The organism is Olsenella sp. oral taxon 807, from assembly GCF_001189515.2.
Taxonomy (GTDB): domain Bacteria; phylum Actinomycetota; class Coriobacteriia; order Coriobacteriales; family Atopobiaceae; genus Olsenella_F.
In genome coordinates, this window is sequence record NZ_CP012069.2 from 1,365,015 (window position 1) to 1,382,062 (window position 17,048).

A 17,048-nucleotide genomic window follows, 5' to 3' on the forward strand; every position below is an offset into this window, starting at 1 on the left:
GGATCCAACTGGGCAAATGTCTCTGCGATAGTGCCCCGCAGATTCTGGGGTACCGAGTTTGGTTCGTCTTAAGAAAACTGGGAAACTGGGAAATTATGCCGTGGAGCGAACGACGGCCTATGAGCGCGCAAGAGGTTGCTGCACTTCTTGCGCGAGCTTCTCACGACGAGGCGCTAGCACTCATCGAGCGCTATGCCACAGACCCACGTACGCAGGTCCAGAGGGCGATTAGATCGGCCAAAAGACGCCTTGCCAAGGAGGAGACCGAGCGAAGGCGGGTCGAGGGCATGTACGAGCTTCAGCGCTCTCTTGGTGGCGACGGTCTCGTGATGGGCGTCGACGAGGTGGGAAGAGGCGCCCTCGCGGGACCGCTCACCGTATGTGCCGTCATCCTTCCCCAAGAGCCCAAGATCTGGGGCATTGACGACTCAAAGCGGCTCTCTCCCGCACGTCGCCTCGAGCTTGCGAAACGCATCCGCGAGCAGGCCTGTGCCATCGGAACCTGCCACGTCGAAGCCACGTCCATCGATGCGGTGGGCATGAGCGTCGCATTGAGGGTGGCGATGGCCGGAGCCATCGAGGACGCGGGCGTAGAGCCTGACTGTGTTCTCATTGACGGCAGGGCTGTGCACGCGCACCCCAAGGAGAGGGCCCTCGTAAGGGGGGACTCTCGCATCGCCGCAATCGCAGCGGCATCCATCGTCGCTAAGGTTACGCGTGACAAGATGATGGTCGATTATGACGTCAAGTATGCCGGATATCACCTCGCCTCCTGCAAGGGCTACGGCTCAGCCGAGCACATACGAGCCATCCAGGAGCATGGTCTCACCCCTCTTCATCGCACTTCATTCTGTAAAAATTTCATGGATACATAGTCTTCTTTGTGGGAGATGGCGCTCACGCTCAGCCAACACCGCCAAGACTTGCACCCAGCTTATCCTGCGTCTTTCTGGACGAGGCAAAACGGTATGGATCGCGCTGCAGGACGCGGCAGTCGAGTGCAAGCTGTATGCAAGTCGCGTCTGTCACCCTCTGCCGCAGGCCAAGCGGATGGAGGAGGACTCATGGGAAACGCCGCATGCGCATCGAGGACAATCTTTGGCAGGGGAGATATCGAAGAATTCGTCTGCAAGGACGTGGGTGACAGCTCCCTAAGCGACGCCGAGGAGCTAAGGGAGCGGGAGGATGCCTGGGAGGCCGTGCTGTCCGAGGCAACAAACGTCAACGGAAAGCCCCCTTGCGACATGAGTGAAAAGGAGCTCGGAGACCAAGGCGAGCTTCTTGCGGAGAGCTACCTGCGCCAGAGGGACTACGAGATCCTGGCACGCAAGTACAAAAACCTTGGCGGTGAGGCAGACATCATCGCCAGGGAGGATGACTGCGTGGTCTTCGTCGAGGTAAAGACCCGTCTCACGAGCCCACAAGACGAGGACATCGTCCCCGAGCTTGCCGTCACCCTGGATAAGCAGGAGCGCTACAGAAAGATCGCCCTGTACTACCTGATCGACCACAGGGAGAGCAACTTCGTCCGCTTCGATGTCATAGCCATCAAGATACACGGAGAGCGTCAGGCCAGCCTCAGGCACCTCGTCGGAGCGTTTGTGTGTGATCTGTGATGCAGACGATGACAAACATCAGGATAGGCTCAGCCTGCCTTTGGGGTGTCGAAGCCCTTCCCATACAGGTCGAGGTCGCGTCATCCGGTGGTCTTCCGGGGTTCTCGATCGTGGGCCTGCCCGGCGCAGGCGTCATGGACGCGCGGTCAAGGGTTCGCTGCGCCCTCAAGGCCTGTGGCTTCAAGATGCCACGCCTGCACTTCACCATAAACCTTGCCCCCGCAGAGATACGAAAGAATGGGACGGGGTTCGACCTCCCCATCGCTATCGCCATACTCGCGCTAAGTGGCCAGATTCCCACAGACGGCCTTGAGCGCTGTCTCTTCGTAGGGGAGCTCGGTCTTTCGGGTGAGGTGTGCGAGACGCGTGGGACAGTAGCCTATCAGGTGCTCTGTCGCAAGATTGGAGCGACGTTCGTGTGCTCGCACGAGTCCGCCGTGCTACGCATGGACGGGTGTGGGCTCAGCGTCATACGCTCTTTGAACGAACTGAGGGAGGGGGTCGGCAGACTCGACCGTCCGAGAGGAGAGCCCTCGAGACCTGCGGTGCCAGACCACTCCCTTGACTTTGCCGACGTCTATGGTCAGGAGGAGGCCAAGCGCGCCTTGGTCATAGCGGCAGCCGGATCGCACGGTCTGCTCATGGTGGGACCTCCAGGCGCCGGAAAGACCATGCTTGCACGCAGGCTCCCCACGATCATGGAGCCCCTCACCGACGAGGAGCTCGAGGAGGTCCTGCTCGTGAGCTCGGTTGCGGGTCAGCTGAGCCGAGCGACGCTCGCGCGCGCGAGGCCCTTCAGGGCACCGCACCACTCCATATCAAGGGGCGGTCTCATCGGCGGCGGCAGGCCTGTCACCCCAGGAGAGATCTCCCTTGCACATAGAGGTGTGCTCTTCTTGGACGAGCTTCCGGAGTTTTCGACCAGCGTCCTTCAGTCGCTCAGGCAACCGATGGAGGACGGGGTGGTGCAACTCGTACGTGTGGACGGCACCTACCGCTTTCCCTGCGAGTTCCAGCTCATAGCTGCCTCAAACCCCTGCCCCTGCGGATACCTTGGTGATCCCAGTCACGGCTGCAGCTGCTCTCCCGCGCGCATCCAGTGCTACCAGAGCAGGATTGGCGGACCTCTCATGGACAGGATAGACATCCACGTGGGCGTCCAGCGACCCCAGTCCGACCTCGTGATCGAAGGTGCCGCTGGCATGGACTCAAAAACGATGCGCGCGCTTGTCATGGGTGCCCGTGAGCTGCGACTTCGGCGCGAGCGACGAGAGGGCAGACCAGATGACGCCCTCGTCGAGTCGCTGCTCTTCAAGCCCGAGGCCCGTTCGTGCCTCGAGGGCCTCTCGTCTCGCATGGCGCTGGGAGCCCGGTCCATCGTCAAGATGGCGCAGGTCGCACGCACGATCGCCGACGTGGAGCAAAGCGAGCGCGTCGGTCGCGTTCACGTGCTCGAGGCAAGCAGCTACAGGAATCGCATGGGGGGTGACGGAATCGATGGGTGACAGATGGGTACTCACGAAGGGAGACGGTGCCTGGCCTCAGGCGCTCGATGACCTCGAGGATCCGCCGGAGTGGGTCTTCGGAATCGGCTCCAGAGACGTCCTGCACGAGAGCTGCATCTCCATCATCGGAGCCAGGAGGGCCTCTCCCTACGGCCTTTCCGTGGCTCGACTGGCCGGTAGGGTAGCGGCAGAGTGCGGGATAGTGGTCGTGACGGGTGGGGCCATGGGCTGTGACGTTACGGCGGCCCGCGCGGCGCTCGATGCCGGAGGCAAGACAATCGTCGTCACGGGCACCGGCGCCGACGTTACCTACCCACGCTCCTCAGAAGACGTGTTCGCCCGCGCGGTGACACGAGGTGCGGTGGTCTCACTCGAGAACTGGGGGCAGACGCCCAGGCGCTACGCCTTCCCCAAGCGCAACCGCATCATCGCCGCCCTCTCCCAGAGCATACTCATCTGCGAGGCGGGGCTCAGGTCAGGCACGTTCTCGACCGCCTTGGCCGCAGGCCAGATGGGCAGGGACCTCTACGCGGTCCCCGGCAGCATCTTCTCGCCGGAGTCCATGGGGGCAAACCAGCTCATCGCAGAGGGCGCCCACATCATCGCCTCAGAGATCGACCTCGAGCAGAGAATCTCGCTTGACTTTGGCATGCTCAGGATGGTGGGGGAGGGCGTGCCGAGGCAGGAGGGGCGGATACTCTCCGCCCTCATGAGTGAGCCGACGCGCCCGGACGACCTTGCGCGTTACCTCGCCGAGCCGGTGACGAGCATACTTGTGGCGCTTTCTGACTACGAGGGCGCAGGGATGGTCAAGCGGCTTCCTGATGGGCGCTACAGCCTGAGCGAGTCGGCCTACCTCGCCCGCGATAGAATGGTGGGGCACCATGAGAAGAAGCGTATCGGGAGGCCTGACCAAGAGGGGAATGGCGATGCGGGATAGCGCGGTGACGGTGGTTGGTGGAGGACTGGCGGGAAGCGAGTGCGCCTTGCAGCTCGCACGGAGGGGCGTCTCGGTTCGACTCGTCGAGCAACGCCCCGTCGCGACGTCGCCAGCCCATCACACGGCTGACTTCGCCGAGCTCGTTTGCTCGAACTCCCTCAAGTCTACCCGTCACGACAGCGCGGCGGGCCTGCTCAAGGAAGAGCTCCGTGCCATGGGTTCCATCCTTCTCGAGCTTGCCCTCAAGGCGCGTCTTCCCGCCGGAAGTGCCTTGGCGGTGGATCGCGAGCGCTTCTCGGCCCTCGTGGGCGAGAGGATCGAGGCTCAGGATCTCATCAAGGTCGAGCGCAGGGAGGTGACGCGGCTGCCCGAGGGCCCCTGCGTCATTGCCGCAGGCCCCCTCTGCTCACGGGCGCTTTTCGACGACCTTGCGAGGAGGCTGGGCAGAGGCGCCCTCTCCTTCTTCGATGCGGCAGCACCGATTGTGGACGGTGAGTCGCTTGACACCGATATCGTCTTTGCCCAGTCGCGCTACGAGCAGACCGAAGGCGGGGACTATCTGAACTGCCCTCTGGACAGGCGGGAGTACGACGCGTTCTGCGAGGAGCTCGTGTCGGCAGAGCGCGTCGTGCCCAGGGACTTCGAGCGAGCTGAGCTGTTCATGGCCTGCCAACCCATCGAGGAGGTCGCGCGCAGCGGTCACGATTCGCTACGCTTTGGCGCCCTCAAGCCCGTGGGACTCACCGACCCGAGGACTGGACGCAGGCCCTGGGCGGTCGCGCAGCTGCGGGCAGAGAACGTCAGGGGGAGTGCCTACAACCTCGTCGGCTTTCAGACGAATCTGCGCTGGGGGGAGCAGGAGCGCGTGTTCAGGATGATTCCAGGCCTTGCGCATGCGGACTTCTTCCGTTATGGCGTCATGCACCGCAACTCCTTTGTCGATGCGCCCCGGGTCCTTGACTCGAGCTTTGCCATACCTGGGACCTCATGCAGGCTGGCAGGACAGATCTGCGGCACCGAAGGCTACACGGAGGCCATCGCCTCTGGGCTTCTCGCTGCCATCAACACCTATGCGGAACTCAGCGGACTCGACCGTCTCACGCTCCCGAAGACGGGTGCCTTGGGATCTCTCGTGAGCTACGCAACCGATCCTGCCACAGAGCCCTACCAGCCCATGCATGTGAACTTTGGCTTGGTCTTGCCCCTTGAGGGTCCACGCCTCAAGAAGCGCGAGCGCTATCGTGCGTACGCCGATCGCGCCATGAGCGACCTCGAACGCTGCCTGGAAGACCGAGACGACCTCTTTGGGAGCTCGTATGCCCGAGCCTGAGAAGAGCCAAGAGCCCAACTCCCGCTTTTCCCAGCTTAAGGAGGGTTTTCTCAACTTTTTGCTCGACGTTCGCACGCTCTCGCACAACACGGCAAGGGCCTATGGCTGTGACCTTGACGCCTTCGGATCGTGGGCGGAACGCCATGGCATAGACCCCCTCGGCGCGACACACCGGGACCTCAGGGGTTTTCTGGGCGAGCTCTCGCGAGCTGGCTATGCGCCAAGGACCATCAACAGGCGGCTCTCGGCGGTCCGTAGCTTCTATCGCTGGCTCGAGCGAGAGGGGTTTGCCAGAGAGGTCACCATCGATGCCGTCTTGGGTCCCAAGATCCCCAGAAGCCTGCCGACCACCCTCTCAGACGAGGATGTGACTCGACTTATGGAAAGCTGCGGGGATGACGCGGTAGGCATACGAGACGCGACCCTCATAGAGCTCCTCTATGCGACCGGAGCGAGGCTCTTCGAGCTCTCGAGGCTCACGGTCTTAAGCATTGACTTCGACGAGGGACAGGTCAAGCTCTTTGGCAAAGGTTCGAGGGAACGCATCGTCCCACTCTACCCCCAAGTTCTCGCGAGGGTCAGAGACTACATGGAGGACGCCCGCATTCAACTTGTCTCGCACGCGAGAGGAGGGGACACAGGGGCGCTCTTTGTCTCCACACGCGGCAACGCGATGGGAACAGGTGCCCTGAGAGATGCCTTCAAGAGGCGTGCGAAAGAGTCGGGCATCGACCCCGACGTGACCCCACACTCCCTGCGGCACAGCTATGCGACGGAGCTTCTGGCGGGGGGCGCCGACCTCAGGAGCGTCCAGGAACTACTCGGACACGCAAGCCTCTCGACCACCCAGATCTACACGCATCTCTCCATAGACAGGCTCAAGAAAGCGGCGAGGCAGGCCCATCCGAGGGCAGGCTAGCGCCGCAGGCCATATGCCACAAGACGTCCTGTCAACACATCGGGGGAAGATGGTGCCACTCGACGCAAACTGTCTCTTGGCAGGAACTTATGTGTATGCTATGTGACTGATACGACCTATTGATGTCTGCTAAAATGCTGCGTTGTCATGTGTTCACATGGCACACATTTCGCACGCGTGGCGACTCTCGTCCTGTGGTGCCTGGGCCACCATGTCAGGGTCCAGGTGGGATGATGGGGATGACACCACGCGGAGGATCAACCAACGGAGGTAAGGACAATGGCAGTCAAGATCAACATCCGCACCCTGCTCGAGGCTGGTTGCCACTACGGCCACCAAACGCGGCGCTGGAACCCCAAGATGAGGGAGTATATCTTCGGCGAGCGAAACGGCATCTACATTCTTGACCTCAAGAAGACCGTACTCGGTGCCGATAGAGCCTACAGCTTCCTCAAGGACGTCGCCTCCAAGGGTGGCAAGTTACTCTTCGTGGGCACCAAGAAGCAGGCGCAAGAGCCCATCGCGACCCAAGCCGAGCGTTGCGGCATGCCCTACATCAACCAGCGTTGGCTCGGCGGCATGCTCACAAACTTCGTCACCATGCGTTCGCGCATCGACCGCATGGAGGAGCTCGAGACCATGGTCGAGGACGGGAGTATGGCCCTGCGAGGTAAGAAGGAACAGGCCGTCCTCACCAAAGAGCTCGAGAAGCTCCAGCGCAATCTTGGTGGCGTCCGCGACATGAAGAGCCTGCCGCAAGCTGTCTTCGTCGTCGACTCCAAGCGTGAGGAGATCGCGATCCGCGAGGCCAATCGCCTGAACATCCCGGTCATCGCCCTCCTCGACACCAACTCAGACCCCGATGTCGTCGACTTTGGCATCCCCGCTAATGATGATGCGATCCGCTCGGTCGGCATCATGTGTGAGCTGGTCGCAGACGCCATCCTCGCAGGGACGGGTCAGGAGCAGATCAGCGTCGAGGAGATGAGTTCGGGCGAGACCACCCCTGCCGTCGAGGTGACAGAGGGCGTCGAGGCGACCGGGAACACCGAGGCGGATGCACCCGTGGCCGAGTAGGCAGGTTTGACAAGCGAACAAGCACCTAGAGACATAAAGCACCTAGAGACATAATGAAGAGACAGAAGGAGGCCGGACATGGCCAAGATTAGCGCAGCTATGGTCAAGCAGCTTCGCGAGATGACAGACGCGCCCATGATGGAATGCAAGAAGGCGCTCGTGGAGGCCGACGGTGACCTCGAGAAGGCGGTGGACGTGCTACGCACGATGGGTATCGCCAAGGCCGTCAAGCGTGCCGGACGTGCAACCAATGAGGGAACCATCGCCGCATATGTCGCCGAAAGCGGCAAGGCCGGTGCCCTCCTCGAACTCAGCTGTGAGACCGACTTCGTGGGCACCAACCCCAAGTTCACCGCCTTTGCCCGTGACCTTGCGAGGGTCGTCTGCGAGAGTGATCCCTCAGACGTCGAGGCGCTCAAGGGCTGCGCGATGGGCAAGGCGACCGTCGCCGATGCACTCACCGAGATGATCCACGTCATCGGAGAGAACATGAAGATCGTTCGCTTCCAGCGCGTCAGCGTCGAGAACGGTGCTCTCTCCTCCTACGTCCATCTGGGCGGCAAGCTCGCCGACATCGTGATGTTCTCGTTTTCCAACGCCGCAACCGCCGAGAGGGACGAGTTCAAGACCTTCGCGCATGACGTCGCGATGCAGGTCGCCGCGTCCGCGCCCGTTGCCGCAAAGCGCGAGGACGTCCCCGCTCAGACCATAGAGCGCGAGAAGGCCATCTACCTCGCGCAGGCGACAGACTCCGGTAGGCCTGAGGCCATCTGGGAGACAATCGCCAACGGCAAGCTCGAGAAGTTCTACAAGCAAATCGTCTTGACCGAGCAAGTATTCATCAAGGACTCCTCACTGACTATCTTTGAGCTTGCGAAGCGGACCAGCGATGCCTGCGATGACACCATTGGGATCGAGGGCTTCGTGCGCTTCTCCTTCGGCGAGTAAGGTAGTCCTTAGCTTCGGCATCGAGGAGCCGACGTCAGACGGCGTCGGCTCCTCTCGTGTATTGCTGCTCCGCTGCCCGTCCGCAGGGTAGCCACTGGTAGCTCCACTCTGCTAGAATCGACAAGGGCACCTGCGCCAAGCGCTGCTCTCAAGGGCGACAAGGGGTCGCCCGTCACATGGAGGTGGGTCGTGTCCGACTATAAGTACAAGCGCGTCCTTCTCAAGCTGTCAGGCGAGGCCCTCATGGGTTCTAACGACTTTGGTATCGATCCGACCGTCCCCGAGAAGATTGCCGGTTACATCGAGCCAGCATATAAGGCTAATGTTCAGATCGCCATCGTAGTTGGTGGTGGCAACATCTTTCGGGGACTTTCCGGCGCAGCCGCTGGCATGGATAGGGCGCAGGGCGACAACATGGGCATGCTCGCCACCGTCATCAACTCACTGGCCCTACAGGATACCTTTGAGCGCAACGGGATGCAGAGTCGCGTCATGAGTGCCATCGAGATGCACCAGGTCTCCGAGACCTACATCCGCCGTCGCGCCATCAGACACCTCGAGAAGAAACGCATCACCATCTTTGCCGCAGGCACCGGCAACCCCTACTTCACGACAGATACGGCAGCCGCGCTTCGCGCCTGCGAGATCGGCGCAGAGGTGCTCATGAAGGCAACCAAGGTCGATGGCATCTATGATGCCGACCCCGTGACCCATCCTGATGCCAAGAAGTACGATACCATCACGTACACGGACGTGCTTATGAGGGGCCTACAGGTCATGGACGGCACCGCGACGGCACTTTGCCAGGACAACCACATGCCCATCATGGTGTTCAACCTGAATGGCAGGGACAGCTTCGAGCGTGCCCTAAGAGGTGAGTCCGTCGGAACGACGGTAGTGGACGAATAGGAGGAGCAAGATGAGCGAGTACACAGACGCCGCAAAGAAACAGATGGAGAGGTCCATCGAGGCATTGGGTCACAACTTCGCCAAAGTGCGCACGGGCCGTGCAAACCCCCATGTCCTTGACGACATCAGGGTTAACTACTACGGCCAGCCATCACCCATAAACCAACTCGCCGGCATCAAGTCCGATGCGTCCATGCTCATCGTCGAGCCCTGGGACAAGGGCTTGCTCAAGGAGATAGAGAAGGCCATCTCCTCCTCCGATCTCGGCATCACGCCAAGCAACGACGGCTCCTGCATTAAGCTGCCCTTCCCCAAACCCACCGAGGAGCGCAGGCGTGAGCTCGCAAAGGAGTGCCGCAAGTACGCCGAGGCAGCCAAGATCTCTGTGCGAAACAGCCGCCGCGACGCCAACGGCCTTGCCGAGAAAGACGAGAAGGCCGGAGACATCTCTGAGGATGACGCGAACCGCGAGAAGAAGGCCATCCAGAAGCTCACCGACAGCTACATCGACAAGATCGACGAGTTGCTCAAGGCAAAGACTGCTGAGGTCATGGAGCTCTAGGTGCACTTCGATCCGGAAAAGCTCCGCTCCTACTTCGCGGGCGGGGACGGTGAGGTGACGCTCGGCGACCTCGACCTCGAGCGCATCCCGTCCCATGTCACGATCATCATGGACGGCAACGGGCGCTGGGCCAAGGCGCGTGGCCTTGAGAGGTCGGCGGGCCACGTCGCAGGCGTGGACTCGCTCAGAGAAGCCGTGACGACAAGCGTGCGGCTTGGTCTTGATGTTCTCTCTGCCTATGCGTTTTCGACCGAGAACTGGAGACGACCCCAGCGCGAGGTCGACCTCCTCATGCACCTCTTCGCGACGACGCTCGTCAAGGAGCTGCCGCTCTTTCGACAGGAGAATGTGAGGCTCAGATTCTTCGGTGACCTCACGGCGCTTCCCAAGGATACGTATGACGTCTTCCGGCAGGGACTCGAGGAGACGAGGAACAACGATGGCATGACCTTTGCCCTCGCCGTCAACTACGGATCGAGGGCGGAGCTTGTCCGTGCCGTGCGGAGCTTGGCAGAAGACGTCCGGGCGGGACAAGTCCTGCCCCAAGACATCGACGAGGACGCCGTCTCTAGACGCCTCTATACCCGCGACCTGCCTGACCCCGACCTCCTTATCAGAACCTCAGGCGAGCTCAGGCTCTCCAACTACCTACTCTGGCAGCTCGCCTATACCGAGCTCTACGTGAGCGAGCATCTCTGGCCCGATTTCGATCGCTGGGAGTTCCTGCGCGCGATCTGCTCCTACCAAAAGAGGGATCGTCGCTTTGGGGGTGTCGTCGCGAAGTGATGGGCAGTCGGCACAACGTAGACAAGGAGGCGGATGCACCGAGGCCCTCGCGTGGTCTCGAGGCGGGCATCGACCGCCTCGAGCGGGCCCGTGACGCGAGGCGACGGGAGCGCGACGAGGGCAACCTCAGGGGCCAAAGGGTGCGTGGCTGGACCGAGAAGCTGCTTGCGAGGGTCCTCTCGGGTACGGTCTACGCGCTTACGACGCTTGCGGCCATCCTTCTCGGCAAGCTCACTACAGCGCTCGTCATGATGGCCATGTCATGGCTCTGCTGCTCTGAGTTCTATACGATGAGCCGCCTGAGCGGAAGGGGCCCCAACGAGGTCTTTGGCCTCGCGGCGGCGGTCCTGTTCCCACTTGCCCCCCTGACGGGCCAGCTCGCATGGACGCTCGTCGTCCTCTTCGTCTTCATCGCGGCGGTTGCCGGCTGGTACGTCATGACGCCGCGTGCCAACATCTCCGATGTCGCGACCACGGTCTTCGGCCCCATCTACACCTCGCTCATGCTCTCGTGCATCGTGATCATACGCATGTGCGACGCAGGCGTCGAGGGAGCGCTTCTGACCTTTGGGGTGATGGGATCCGTCTGGCTCAGTGACTCTGCCGCCTTCTTCGTGGGCTCGCGTCTGGGAAGGCACAAGCTCGCGCCAAGGATCTCGCCAAACAAGAGCATTGAGGGCCTCATAGGGGGCCTTTTGGGCTGCCTGCTCATCTGGGTACTCCTCTGGGCACTGGGCGTCAGGGGCATCTCGCTTACCCTCGCGCTTGCCTGCGGAGTCCTCGTGGGCATCTTCTCAGTCGTGGGAGACCTCTTCGAGTCCCGCATCAAGCGTGGTGTCGGCGTCAAGGATTCGGGTGACATCATGCCCGGTCATGGTGGCCTGCTTGACCGCACCGACTCCATGCTCTTCGGGGGTACCATCGCATTTCTCCTTCTCCAGCTAGGAGGTATTCTGTGAGCATCTTCGAGCCAGCGGCCCGGGTGAGCGGGCGCAGGCAGCCCATGAGGTTGGCGATACTTGGCGCGTCCGGGTCGATAGGTACCCAGGCACTCGACGTGTGCTGCGCGCACCCCGACGAGGTCGAGATCGTCGGCATCTCGGTCAACAGATCTTGCAAGAAAGCTGTAGAGATTGCCCGCAAGCACAAGGTCGCGCAAGTCGTCGTCAGCGACGAGTCGAGAAGGGACGACCCCGCCCTCGACGAGCTTCCAAGAGGATGCATGCTGAGCTTTGGCCACGAGGCGCTTGTCGAGCTTGCCAGCTCGGACGAGGTGGACTGCGTGCTCAACGCGGTCGTCGGCATCGCGGGCATCGGGGCCGGCTTTGCGGCGCTCAAGGCCGGCAAGGTCATCGCCTACGCCAACAAGGAGTCCATCGTCGTGGGCGGTGATCTCTTGATGCCCCTTGCCAAGCCAGGGCAGCTCATACCCGTAGACTCCGAGCACAGTGCCATCTTCCAGTGCCTGGCGGGCGAGAGGCTCGCGAGCGTGCATGCCCTTTGGCTCACCTGCTCGGGCGGCCCGTTTTTCGGTATGGACAGGGTAGCCCTCTCCAAGGTGGCGGCGGCGCAGGCGCTCAGGCACCCCACCTGGAGCATGGGGCCTAAGATAAGCATAGACTCCGCAACGCTCATGAACAAGGGCTTTGAGGTCCTTGAGGCCCATCAGCTCTTTGAGGTCGACATCGACCGGGTGAGGGTCCTCGTCCATCGTGAGAGCAGGGTGCATTCGATGGTTGAGTTCTCAGATGGTGTCGTCAAGGCCCAGCTCGGACCCTCGGACATGCGTACCCCCATCCAATACGCGCTGAGCTATCCGAGAAGGTGGGGATGCCCGCAGGAGCGTGTGGACTACCGCTCCATAGGCTCTTTGAGCTTCGGTGCGCCTGACGAGGAGGCCTTCGGCTGCCTGGCGCTTGCCAGGCAGGCTGGTGGGGTCGGTGGGACGCTTCCCTGCGTCATGAACGCTGCCAACGAGGTTGCCAACCTCGCCTTCAGGCAGGGGCGCTGCGGTTTCCTTGATATCGAGGCCTGTGTGCGCAGGGTCATGGATGGCTGTGAGGTCGAGAGGGTCGAGTCACTCGACCAGCTGCTCGACGTCGATGCATGGGCGCGCGAGAGGGCGCGTAGTTTCTTCTCTGGGAGGTGTTCTTGATGAACGCTTTGCTTTCGTTCGTATCCGCGGCGTTCTGGGGTCTGGTGGTGCTTTCTATCCTCGTCTTCGTCCACGAGGGGGGGCACTACCTTGCGGCCCGTGCCTGTGGGATGCGTGCAACGGAGTTCTTCCTCGGCATGCACTGCCACATCAAGCTCTCATGGAAGTCTAAGAAGCGCGGTACCGAGTTTGGGGTCACGCCCCTGCTCTTGGGAGGCTACACGCAGATCTGCGGGATGGGAGGAGCTGAGGATGAGCTTCTCGCTCCCTGCCTCGCCCTCGTGCAAGAGCGTGGGCGCGTGAGCGCCGCCGACGTTGCCACCGAGCTCGGAATTGACGTCGAGAGGTCCCGTGAGCTTCTGGCGACCCTGTGTGACTGGGCCTCCATCGAGCCGTACTACGACCCCGAGCGAGGCGAGCGGGAGGGGCAAAGGGACTATCCCGAGACATTCGAGACTGTGAGGCGCGATGGGCAGCTGCTCACCGAGTTCGACCGGGGTCACGACTTCACCGAGCCAGAGACGACCGAGGCTGGCTCGCCAAGACCCATAGAGGGAAGCGCTGACGACTTCCTCAAGGCCGAGCGCTCGAGGACGTTTTCGGGCAAGGGCTTTCTAAAGCGTACCGTGACCCTCCTTGCCGGCCCCCTCGTGAACATCCTGCTCTCCATCCTCATCGTGACGAGCGGTCTGTGCCTCGTGGGGACCAATGTCGCAAAAAACACGAACATAATCGGAGAAGTCACCGAGGGAGGTTATGCCGACGAGGCCGGGGTGCGTCCTGGCGATGCGATCGTCGCTGTGGATGGCAGGAGCGTCAGCGACTGGAAAAGTCTCGTGGCAACCCTTCGCGAGGTGCTTTCCGAGGGCCGGAGCTTCACGCTCACAGTGGAGCGCGACGGCAGGCAGATCCCGCTTGCCGTGGACATTCCTGAGGGCGCGACCGGAGCCAAGCTCGGTATCACGGCGCAGACGGAGAACGTGAAACTTAGTCTCTTGGAATCGGCCGGGGTCGCCCTAGACTACGGCAAGGCCGTCGTACAGTTTGCGCTTCGCCTGCTCATGCCCCAGCACACGATGGAGGTGCTCCAAGGCACCTCATCGGTCGTCGGCATCTCCGCCATGGCAAGCGAGGCGGCATCCCAGGGTGCCTACCCACTCATCCTCTTCTTGGCCTTCGTCTCCATGTCGCTCGGCATCATGAACCTTCTGCCGATCCCGCCCCTCGATGGCGGCAAGATCCTTATCGAGGTAATTCAGCTCGTCATAAGAAGACCCCTATCTCTTCGTGTCCAGACGATCATGAGCTACATCGGCATCGCGTTTTTCGTCTTCATCTTCGTTTTCGCACTGAGAAACGACATCGTGAACATCGTGATGGGCTAGAGGGGGAGACGCATGGCCTCAGAGCACACAGAGGGGATCTTGGCCGCGCGCGACAGGACGCGCCAGTTGCATGTGGGCAAGGTGCCCGTCGGCGGTGGTGCTCCCGTCTCCGTCCAGTCGATGTGCACGACCAAGACGGACGACCCCAGCTCCACCCTGTCCCAGATCGCACACCTCGCCGAGGAGGGCTGCGAGATCATTCGCGTCGCCGTGCCCAACGCCGCCGTGCTCGACGGCTTTGGCGAGATCTGCCGGCTCAGTCCCCTTCCCGTCGTTGCGGACATCCACTTTGACCATCGGCTCGCCATCGAGGCGGCGCGAAGGGGCGCTGCGGCCCTGCGCGTGAACCCGGGAAACATCGGGTCCTTCAAGCGAGTCGATGCGGTCATAGACGCGGCGGGCGAGGCCAACATTCCCATTCGGATAGGCGTGAACGCCGGTTCTCTCGATCGCAAAGTTGACGAGAGACAGGACCTGACCCTGCCCGAGAAACTCGTGTCCTCGTCCGTCTCCTTCGTGGAGCACTTCGAGGAGCGGGGGTTTACGGACGTCGTGCTCTCCGCCAAGGCACATTCGGTCCCCACCACGCTCGCCACCTACCGCGCCCTCTCGAGGGAACTTCCCCAGGTGCCGCTCCACGTGGGCGTCACCGAGGCCGGGACGCTCAGGCAGGGGACCGTCAAGAACTGCGCGGCCGTGGGCATCCTGCTTGAGGAGGGCATCGGTGACACGATGCGCCTCTCGCTCACGGCAGACCCCCTCGAGGAGGTGCGTGTGGCCTGGGACCTACTCTCGGCCCTCGGCATGAGGAGGCTCCATCCCGAACTCGTGAGCTGCCCCACCTGCGGTCGCTGCCAAGTTAGCCTCATTGACATGGCCGAGGAGGTCCAGAGGCGTCTCGTGAGCGTGGAGGCCCCCATCTCGGTGGCCGTGATGGGCTGTGTGGTGAACGGTCCAGGTGAGGCCAGAGACGCCGACCTCGGAGTCGCCTGCGGGCACGGCCAGGGGGTCCTCTTCGAGAACGGCAAGAAGATCCGCGATGTCCCCGAGGACAGGATCGTCGATGAGCTCATGGCGGAGATCGAGCGGAGGTTTGCGGGCAAGACCACGCCAGACGATCGCAGGACTGATATCGCCCCATAGCGTCCCAGACGGCGAGGGATCGCTGGGCCACGGGACCAACGCGAAAGGAAGCACAGTGAGAGGCTACATGAGGATGTCGAGGCTCTACGCCCCTACACTCAAGGAGGATCCTGCGGAGGCCGAGCTGGCGAGTCACAGGCTGCTGCTTCGCGCAGGCATGATACGCAGGGAGGCCTCGGGCCTCTACAGCTACCTCCCACTTGCCTGGAGGTCCATCAGGAAGATAGAGGACATCATCCGTGACGAGATGGAGGCCATCGGCGCCCAAGAGATGGAGGTCCCCATCCTCACCGATGGCGAGCTCTGGCAGCAGAGCGGCCGCTGGGATGACTACGGGCCTGAGCTCATGCGTCTCACCGACCGCCACGACCGCAGCTTTGCACTCGGCCCCACCCACGAGGAGACCTTCACCGACCTCGTGCGCGGCGAGCTCAAGAGCTACAGGCAACTCCCTGTCACGCTCTACCAGATCCAGGATAAGTTCCGCGACGAGCTGAGGCCCCGCTTTGGGCTCATGCGTGGGCGAGAGTTCATCATGAAGGATGCCTACTCGTTCAGCGCGACCCAAGAGTCCCTGCAGGAGTGCTACGAGCAGGAGAAGGCCGCCTACGCCAAGATCTGCGAGCGCTGTTGCCTGCGTGCGCTTCCCGTCGCCGCCGACTCGGGCCAGATCGGTGGCGACAGCTCGATCGAGTTCATGGCGCTTGCCGATGCCGGCGAGGCGGAGCTCGTCTACTGCGAGGCGTGCGGATTTGCGGCGGATACTGAGGCGGCGACGGCTGTGGCAGCGGTCGGGGAAGGGACGGTCGGCGAGCTGGAGAAGATTCACACCCCCGGGGCGGGCAGCATCGCTGACGTGGCGGCCCTGTTGCACGTCAGTAAGTCCGCCACCCGCAAGGCCCTCGCCCTCATCGACGGAGGTGGCAGACCCACGGTCTGCTTCGTCCCCGGGGATCACGAGATGAACGACGTCAAGGCCCATCACGCCTTCGGGGACTACCATCTCATGAGTGACGAGGAGCTCGCGAGCTGCAGCCTTGTGAAGGGCTTCATCGGTCCGGTCGGGCTGCCTCAGGGCGTGCGCGTCTGCGCCGACGCCTCGCTCAGGTCCTCCGAGTGGTGGCTCGTCGGCGCCAACGAGGTGGATTACCACTTCCTCCATGCCAGGGCGGGGCGTGACTTCTCCATCGGCGAGTGGGTCGATGTCATCACCGCCAAGGCAAAGGACCGGTGCCCCTCCTGCGGGGCGGTGCTTGCGGGTGCACGCGGCATCGAGGTGAGCCAGGTCTTCCAACTGGGAACTAAGTACTCGAAGTCCCTGGGCGCGACCTTCACGGACGAGAGCGGGCACGAGCGCCCCTTCCTCATGGGATGCTACGGAATAGGCGTGTCTCGCACGCTTGCCGCAATCGTCGAGCAGCACCACGACGAGCACGGCATCATCTGGCCCGTCTCCGTCACGCCCTTTGAGGTCGAGATCATCGCGCTGGACGTGGACGATGAACTGGTATGGCCTGTGGCACAAGACATTGCAGAGGGACTTGTGCGCGCAGGCGTCGAGGTCGTCGTAGACGACCGCACGGAGCGCCCCGGCGTCAAGTTCAATGACGCGGACCTCATGGGCTTTCCCTACCAGATCGTATGCGGCGCACGCGGCCTCAAGAAGGGTGTGGTCGAGCTCAAGCATCGTGCGGGGGGCGAGCGCCAGGAGCTACCCGTGGGCGAGGCCGTCGAGCGGGTCGCTCAGCTCGTCGCCGCAGGGCGCAAATAGAT

General features: G+C 62.4%; 16 protein-coding genes. All 16 read left to right on the forward strand.

Annotated elements, in window-relative coordinates:
- Window positions 1-119: 119 nt before the first annotated feature.
- The 16 genes from ADJ70_RS05815 (at window position 120) to ADJ70_RS05890 (ending at window position 17,046) form a co-directional block, all read left to right on the forward strand.
- Window positions 120-875, forward strand: a complete 756-nt coding sequence (locus ADJ70_RS05815; RefSeq protein WP_253273246.1) for a ribonuclease HII — start codon at window positions 120-122, stop codon at window positions 873-875.
- 189 nt (window positions 876-1,064) lie between these two features.
- On the forward strand, window positions 1,065-1,616 hold the full coding sequence (locus ADJ70_RS05820; protein WP_050344316.1) for a YraN family protein: 552 nt from the start codon (window positions 1,065-1,067) through the stop codon (window positions 1,614-1,616).
- An 8-nt stretch (window positions 1,617-1,624) separates the two neighbouring features.
- Window positions 1,625-3,121, forward strand: a complete 1,497-nt coding sequence (locus ADJ70_RS05825) for a YifB family Mg chelatase-like AAA ATPase (protein WP_157051414.1) — start codon at window positions 1,625-1,627, stop codon at window positions 3,119-3,121.
- Window positions 3,114-4,061 carry a DNA-processing protein DprA gene (locus ADJ70_RS05830; protein WP_050344318.1) on the forward strand — a complete coding sequence of 316 codons (948 nt, stop codon included), beginning with the start codon at window positions 3,114-3,116 and terminating at the stop codon, window positions 4,059-4,061. The genes ADJ70_RS05825 and ADJ70_RS05830 overlap by 8 nt, the downstream gene beginning before the upstream one ends.
- On the forward strand, window positions 4,006-5,391 hold the full coding sequence (trmFO, locus tag ADJ70_RS05835; RefSeq protein WP_253273247.1) for a methylenetetrahydrofolate--tRNA-(uracil(54)-C(5))-methyltransferase (FADH(2)-oxidizing) TrmFO: 1,386 nt from the start codon (window positions 4,006-4,008) through the stop codon (window positions 5,389-5,391). Before ADJ70_RS05830 ends, trmFO begins: the two co-directional genes overlap by 56 nt.
- Window positions 5,378-6,310 (forward strand): tyrosine recombinase, encoded by a 933-nt coding sequence (locus ADJ70_RS05840; protein WP_050344319.1) that lies wholly within the window; start codon window positions 5,378-5,380, stop codon window positions 6,308-6,310. Before trmFO ends, ADJ70_RS05840 begins: the two co-directional genes overlap by 14 nt.
- A 279-nt stretch (window positions 6,311-6,589) precedes the next feature.
- Window positions 6,590-7,387 carry a 30S ribosomal protein S2 gene (rpsB, locus tag ADJ70_RS05845; protein ID WP_050344320.1) on the forward strand — a complete coding sequence of 266 codons (798 nt, stop codon included), beginning with the start codon at window positions 6,590-6,592 and terminating at the stop codon, window positions 7,385-7,387.
- Between the two features lie 78 nt (window positions 7,388-7,465).
- On the forward strand, window positions 7,466-8,335 hold the full coding sequence (gene tsf, locus ADJ70_RS05850) for a translation elongation factor Ts (protein ID WP_050344321.1): 870 nt from the start codon (window positions 7,466-7,468) through the stop codon (window positions 8,333-8,335).
- A 189-nt stretch (window positions 8,336-8,524) separates the two neighbouring features.
- Window positions 8,525-9,244 carry a UMP kinase gene (gene pyrH, locus ADJ70_RS05855; protein WP_050344322.1) on the forward strand — a complete coding sequence of 240 codons (720 nt, stop codon included), beginning with the start codon at window positions 8,525-8,527 and terminating at the stop codon, window positions 9,242-9,244.
- Between the two features lie 10 nt (window positions 9,245-9,254).
- Window positions 9,255-9,806: a ribosome recycling factor gene (gene frr, locus ADJ70_RS05860; protein WP_050344323.1), complete on the forward strand. Its 552-nt coding sequence runs from the start codon at window positions 9,255-9,257 to the stop codon at window positions 9,804-9,806.
- Window positions 9,807-10,592, forward strand: a complete 786-nt coding sequence (locus tag ADJ70_RS05865; protein WP_050344324.1) for an isoprenyl transferase — start codon at window positions 9,807-9,809, stop codon at window positions 10,590-10,592.
- Window positions 10,592-11,551: a phosphatidate cytidylyltransferase gene (locus ADJ70_RS05870; protein ID WP_050344325.1), complete on the forward strand. Its 960-nt coding sequence runs from the start codon at window positions 10,592-10,594 to the stop codon at window positions 11,549-11,551. Before ADJ70_RS05865 ends, ADJ70_RS05870 begins: the two co-directional genes overlap by 1 nt.
- The gene (gene dxr, locus ADJ70_RS05875) at window positions 11,548-12,747 is read left to right on the forward strand and encodes a 1-deoxy-D-xylulose-5-phosphate reductoisomerase (RefSeq protein WP_253273248.1); all 1,200 of its coding nucleotides are present in this window, start codon (window positions 11,548-11,550) and stop codon (window positions 12,745-12,747) included. Before ADJ70_RS05870 ends, dxr begins: the two co-directional genes overlap by 4 nt.
- Window positions 12,747-14,132: an RIP metalloprotease gene (locus ADJ70_RS05880; protein ID WP_050344326.1), complete on the forward strand. Its 1,386-nt coding sequence runs from the start codon at window positions 12,747-12,749 to the stop codon at window positions 14,130-14,132. Before dxr ends, ADJ70_RS05880 begins: the two co-directional genes overlap by 1 nt.
- A 12-nt stretch (window positions 14,133-14,144) precedes the next feature.
- Window positions 14,145-15,275 (forward strand): flavodoxin-dependent (E)-4-hydroxy-3-methylbut-2-enyl-diphosphate synthase, encoded by a 1,131-nt coding sequence (ispG, locus tag ADJ70_RS05885; protein WP_050344327.1) that lies wholly within the window; start codon window positions 14,145-14,147, stop codon window positions 15,273-15,275.
- Window positions 15,276-15,330: 55 nt separating this feature from the next.
- Window positions 15,331-17,046: a proline--tRNA ligase gene (locus tag ADJ70_RS05890; RefSeq protein ID WP_050344328.1), complete on the forward strand. Its 1,716-nt coding sequence runs from the start codon at window positions 15,331-15,333 to the stop codon at window positions 17,044-17,046.
- Window positions 17,047-17,048: the final 2 nt, after the last annotated feature.

What these genes read in the sequence shown, in the direction of transcription:
- ADJ70_RS05815 (WP_253273246.1), top strand. Translation starts at nt 120, where the DNA reads ATGAGCGCGCAAGAGGTTGCTGCACTTCTTGCGCGAGCTTCTCACGAC.
- ADJ70_RS05820 (WP_050344316.1), top strand. Translation starts at nt 1,065, where the DNA reads ATGGGAAACGCCGCATGCGCATCGAGGACAATCTTTGGCAGGGGAGAT.
- ADJ70_RS05825 (WP_157051414.1), top strand. Translation starts at nt 1,625, where the DNA reads ATGACAAACATCAGGATAGGCTCAGCCTGCCTTTGGGGTGTCGAAGCC.
- ADJ70_RS05830 (WP_050344318.1), top strand. Translation starts at nt 3,114, where the DNA reads ATGGGTGACAGATGGGTACTCACGAAGGGAGACGGTGCCTGGCCTCAG.
- trmFO (WP_253273247.1), top strand. Translation starts at nt 4,006, where the DNA reads ATGAGAAGAAGCGTATCGGGAGGCCTGACCAAGAGGGGAATGGCGATG.
- ADJ70_RS05840 (WP_050344319.1), top strand. Translation starts at nt 5,378, where the DNA reads ATGCCCGAGCCTGAGAAGAGCCAAGAGCCCAACTCCCGCTTTTCCCAG.
- rpsB (WP_050344320.1), top strand. Translation starts at nt 6,590, where the DNA reads ATGGCAGTCAAGATCAACATCCGCACCCTGCTCGAGGCTGGTTGCCAC.
- tsf (WP_050344321.1), top strand. Translation starts at nt 7,466, where the DNA reads ATGGCCAAGATTAGCGCAGCTATGGTCAAGCAGCTTCGCGAGATGACA.
- frr (WP_050344323.1), top strand. Translation starts at nt 9,255, where the DNA reads ATGAGCGAGTACACAGACGCCGCAAAGAAACAGATGGAGAGGTCCATC.
- ADJ70_RS05870 (WP_050344325.1), top strand. Translation starts at nt 10,592, where the DNA reads ATGGGCAGTCGGCACAACGTAGACAAGGAGGCGGATGCACCGAGGCCC.
- ADJ70_RS05880 (WP_050344326.1), top strand. Translation starts at nt 12,747, where the DNA reads ATGAACGCTTTGCTTTCGTTCGTATCCGCGGCGTTCTGGGGTCTGGTG.
- ispG (WP_050344327.1), top strand. Translation starts at nt 14,145, where the DNA reads ATGGCCTCAGAGCACACAGAGGGGATCTTGGCCGCGCGCGACAGGACG.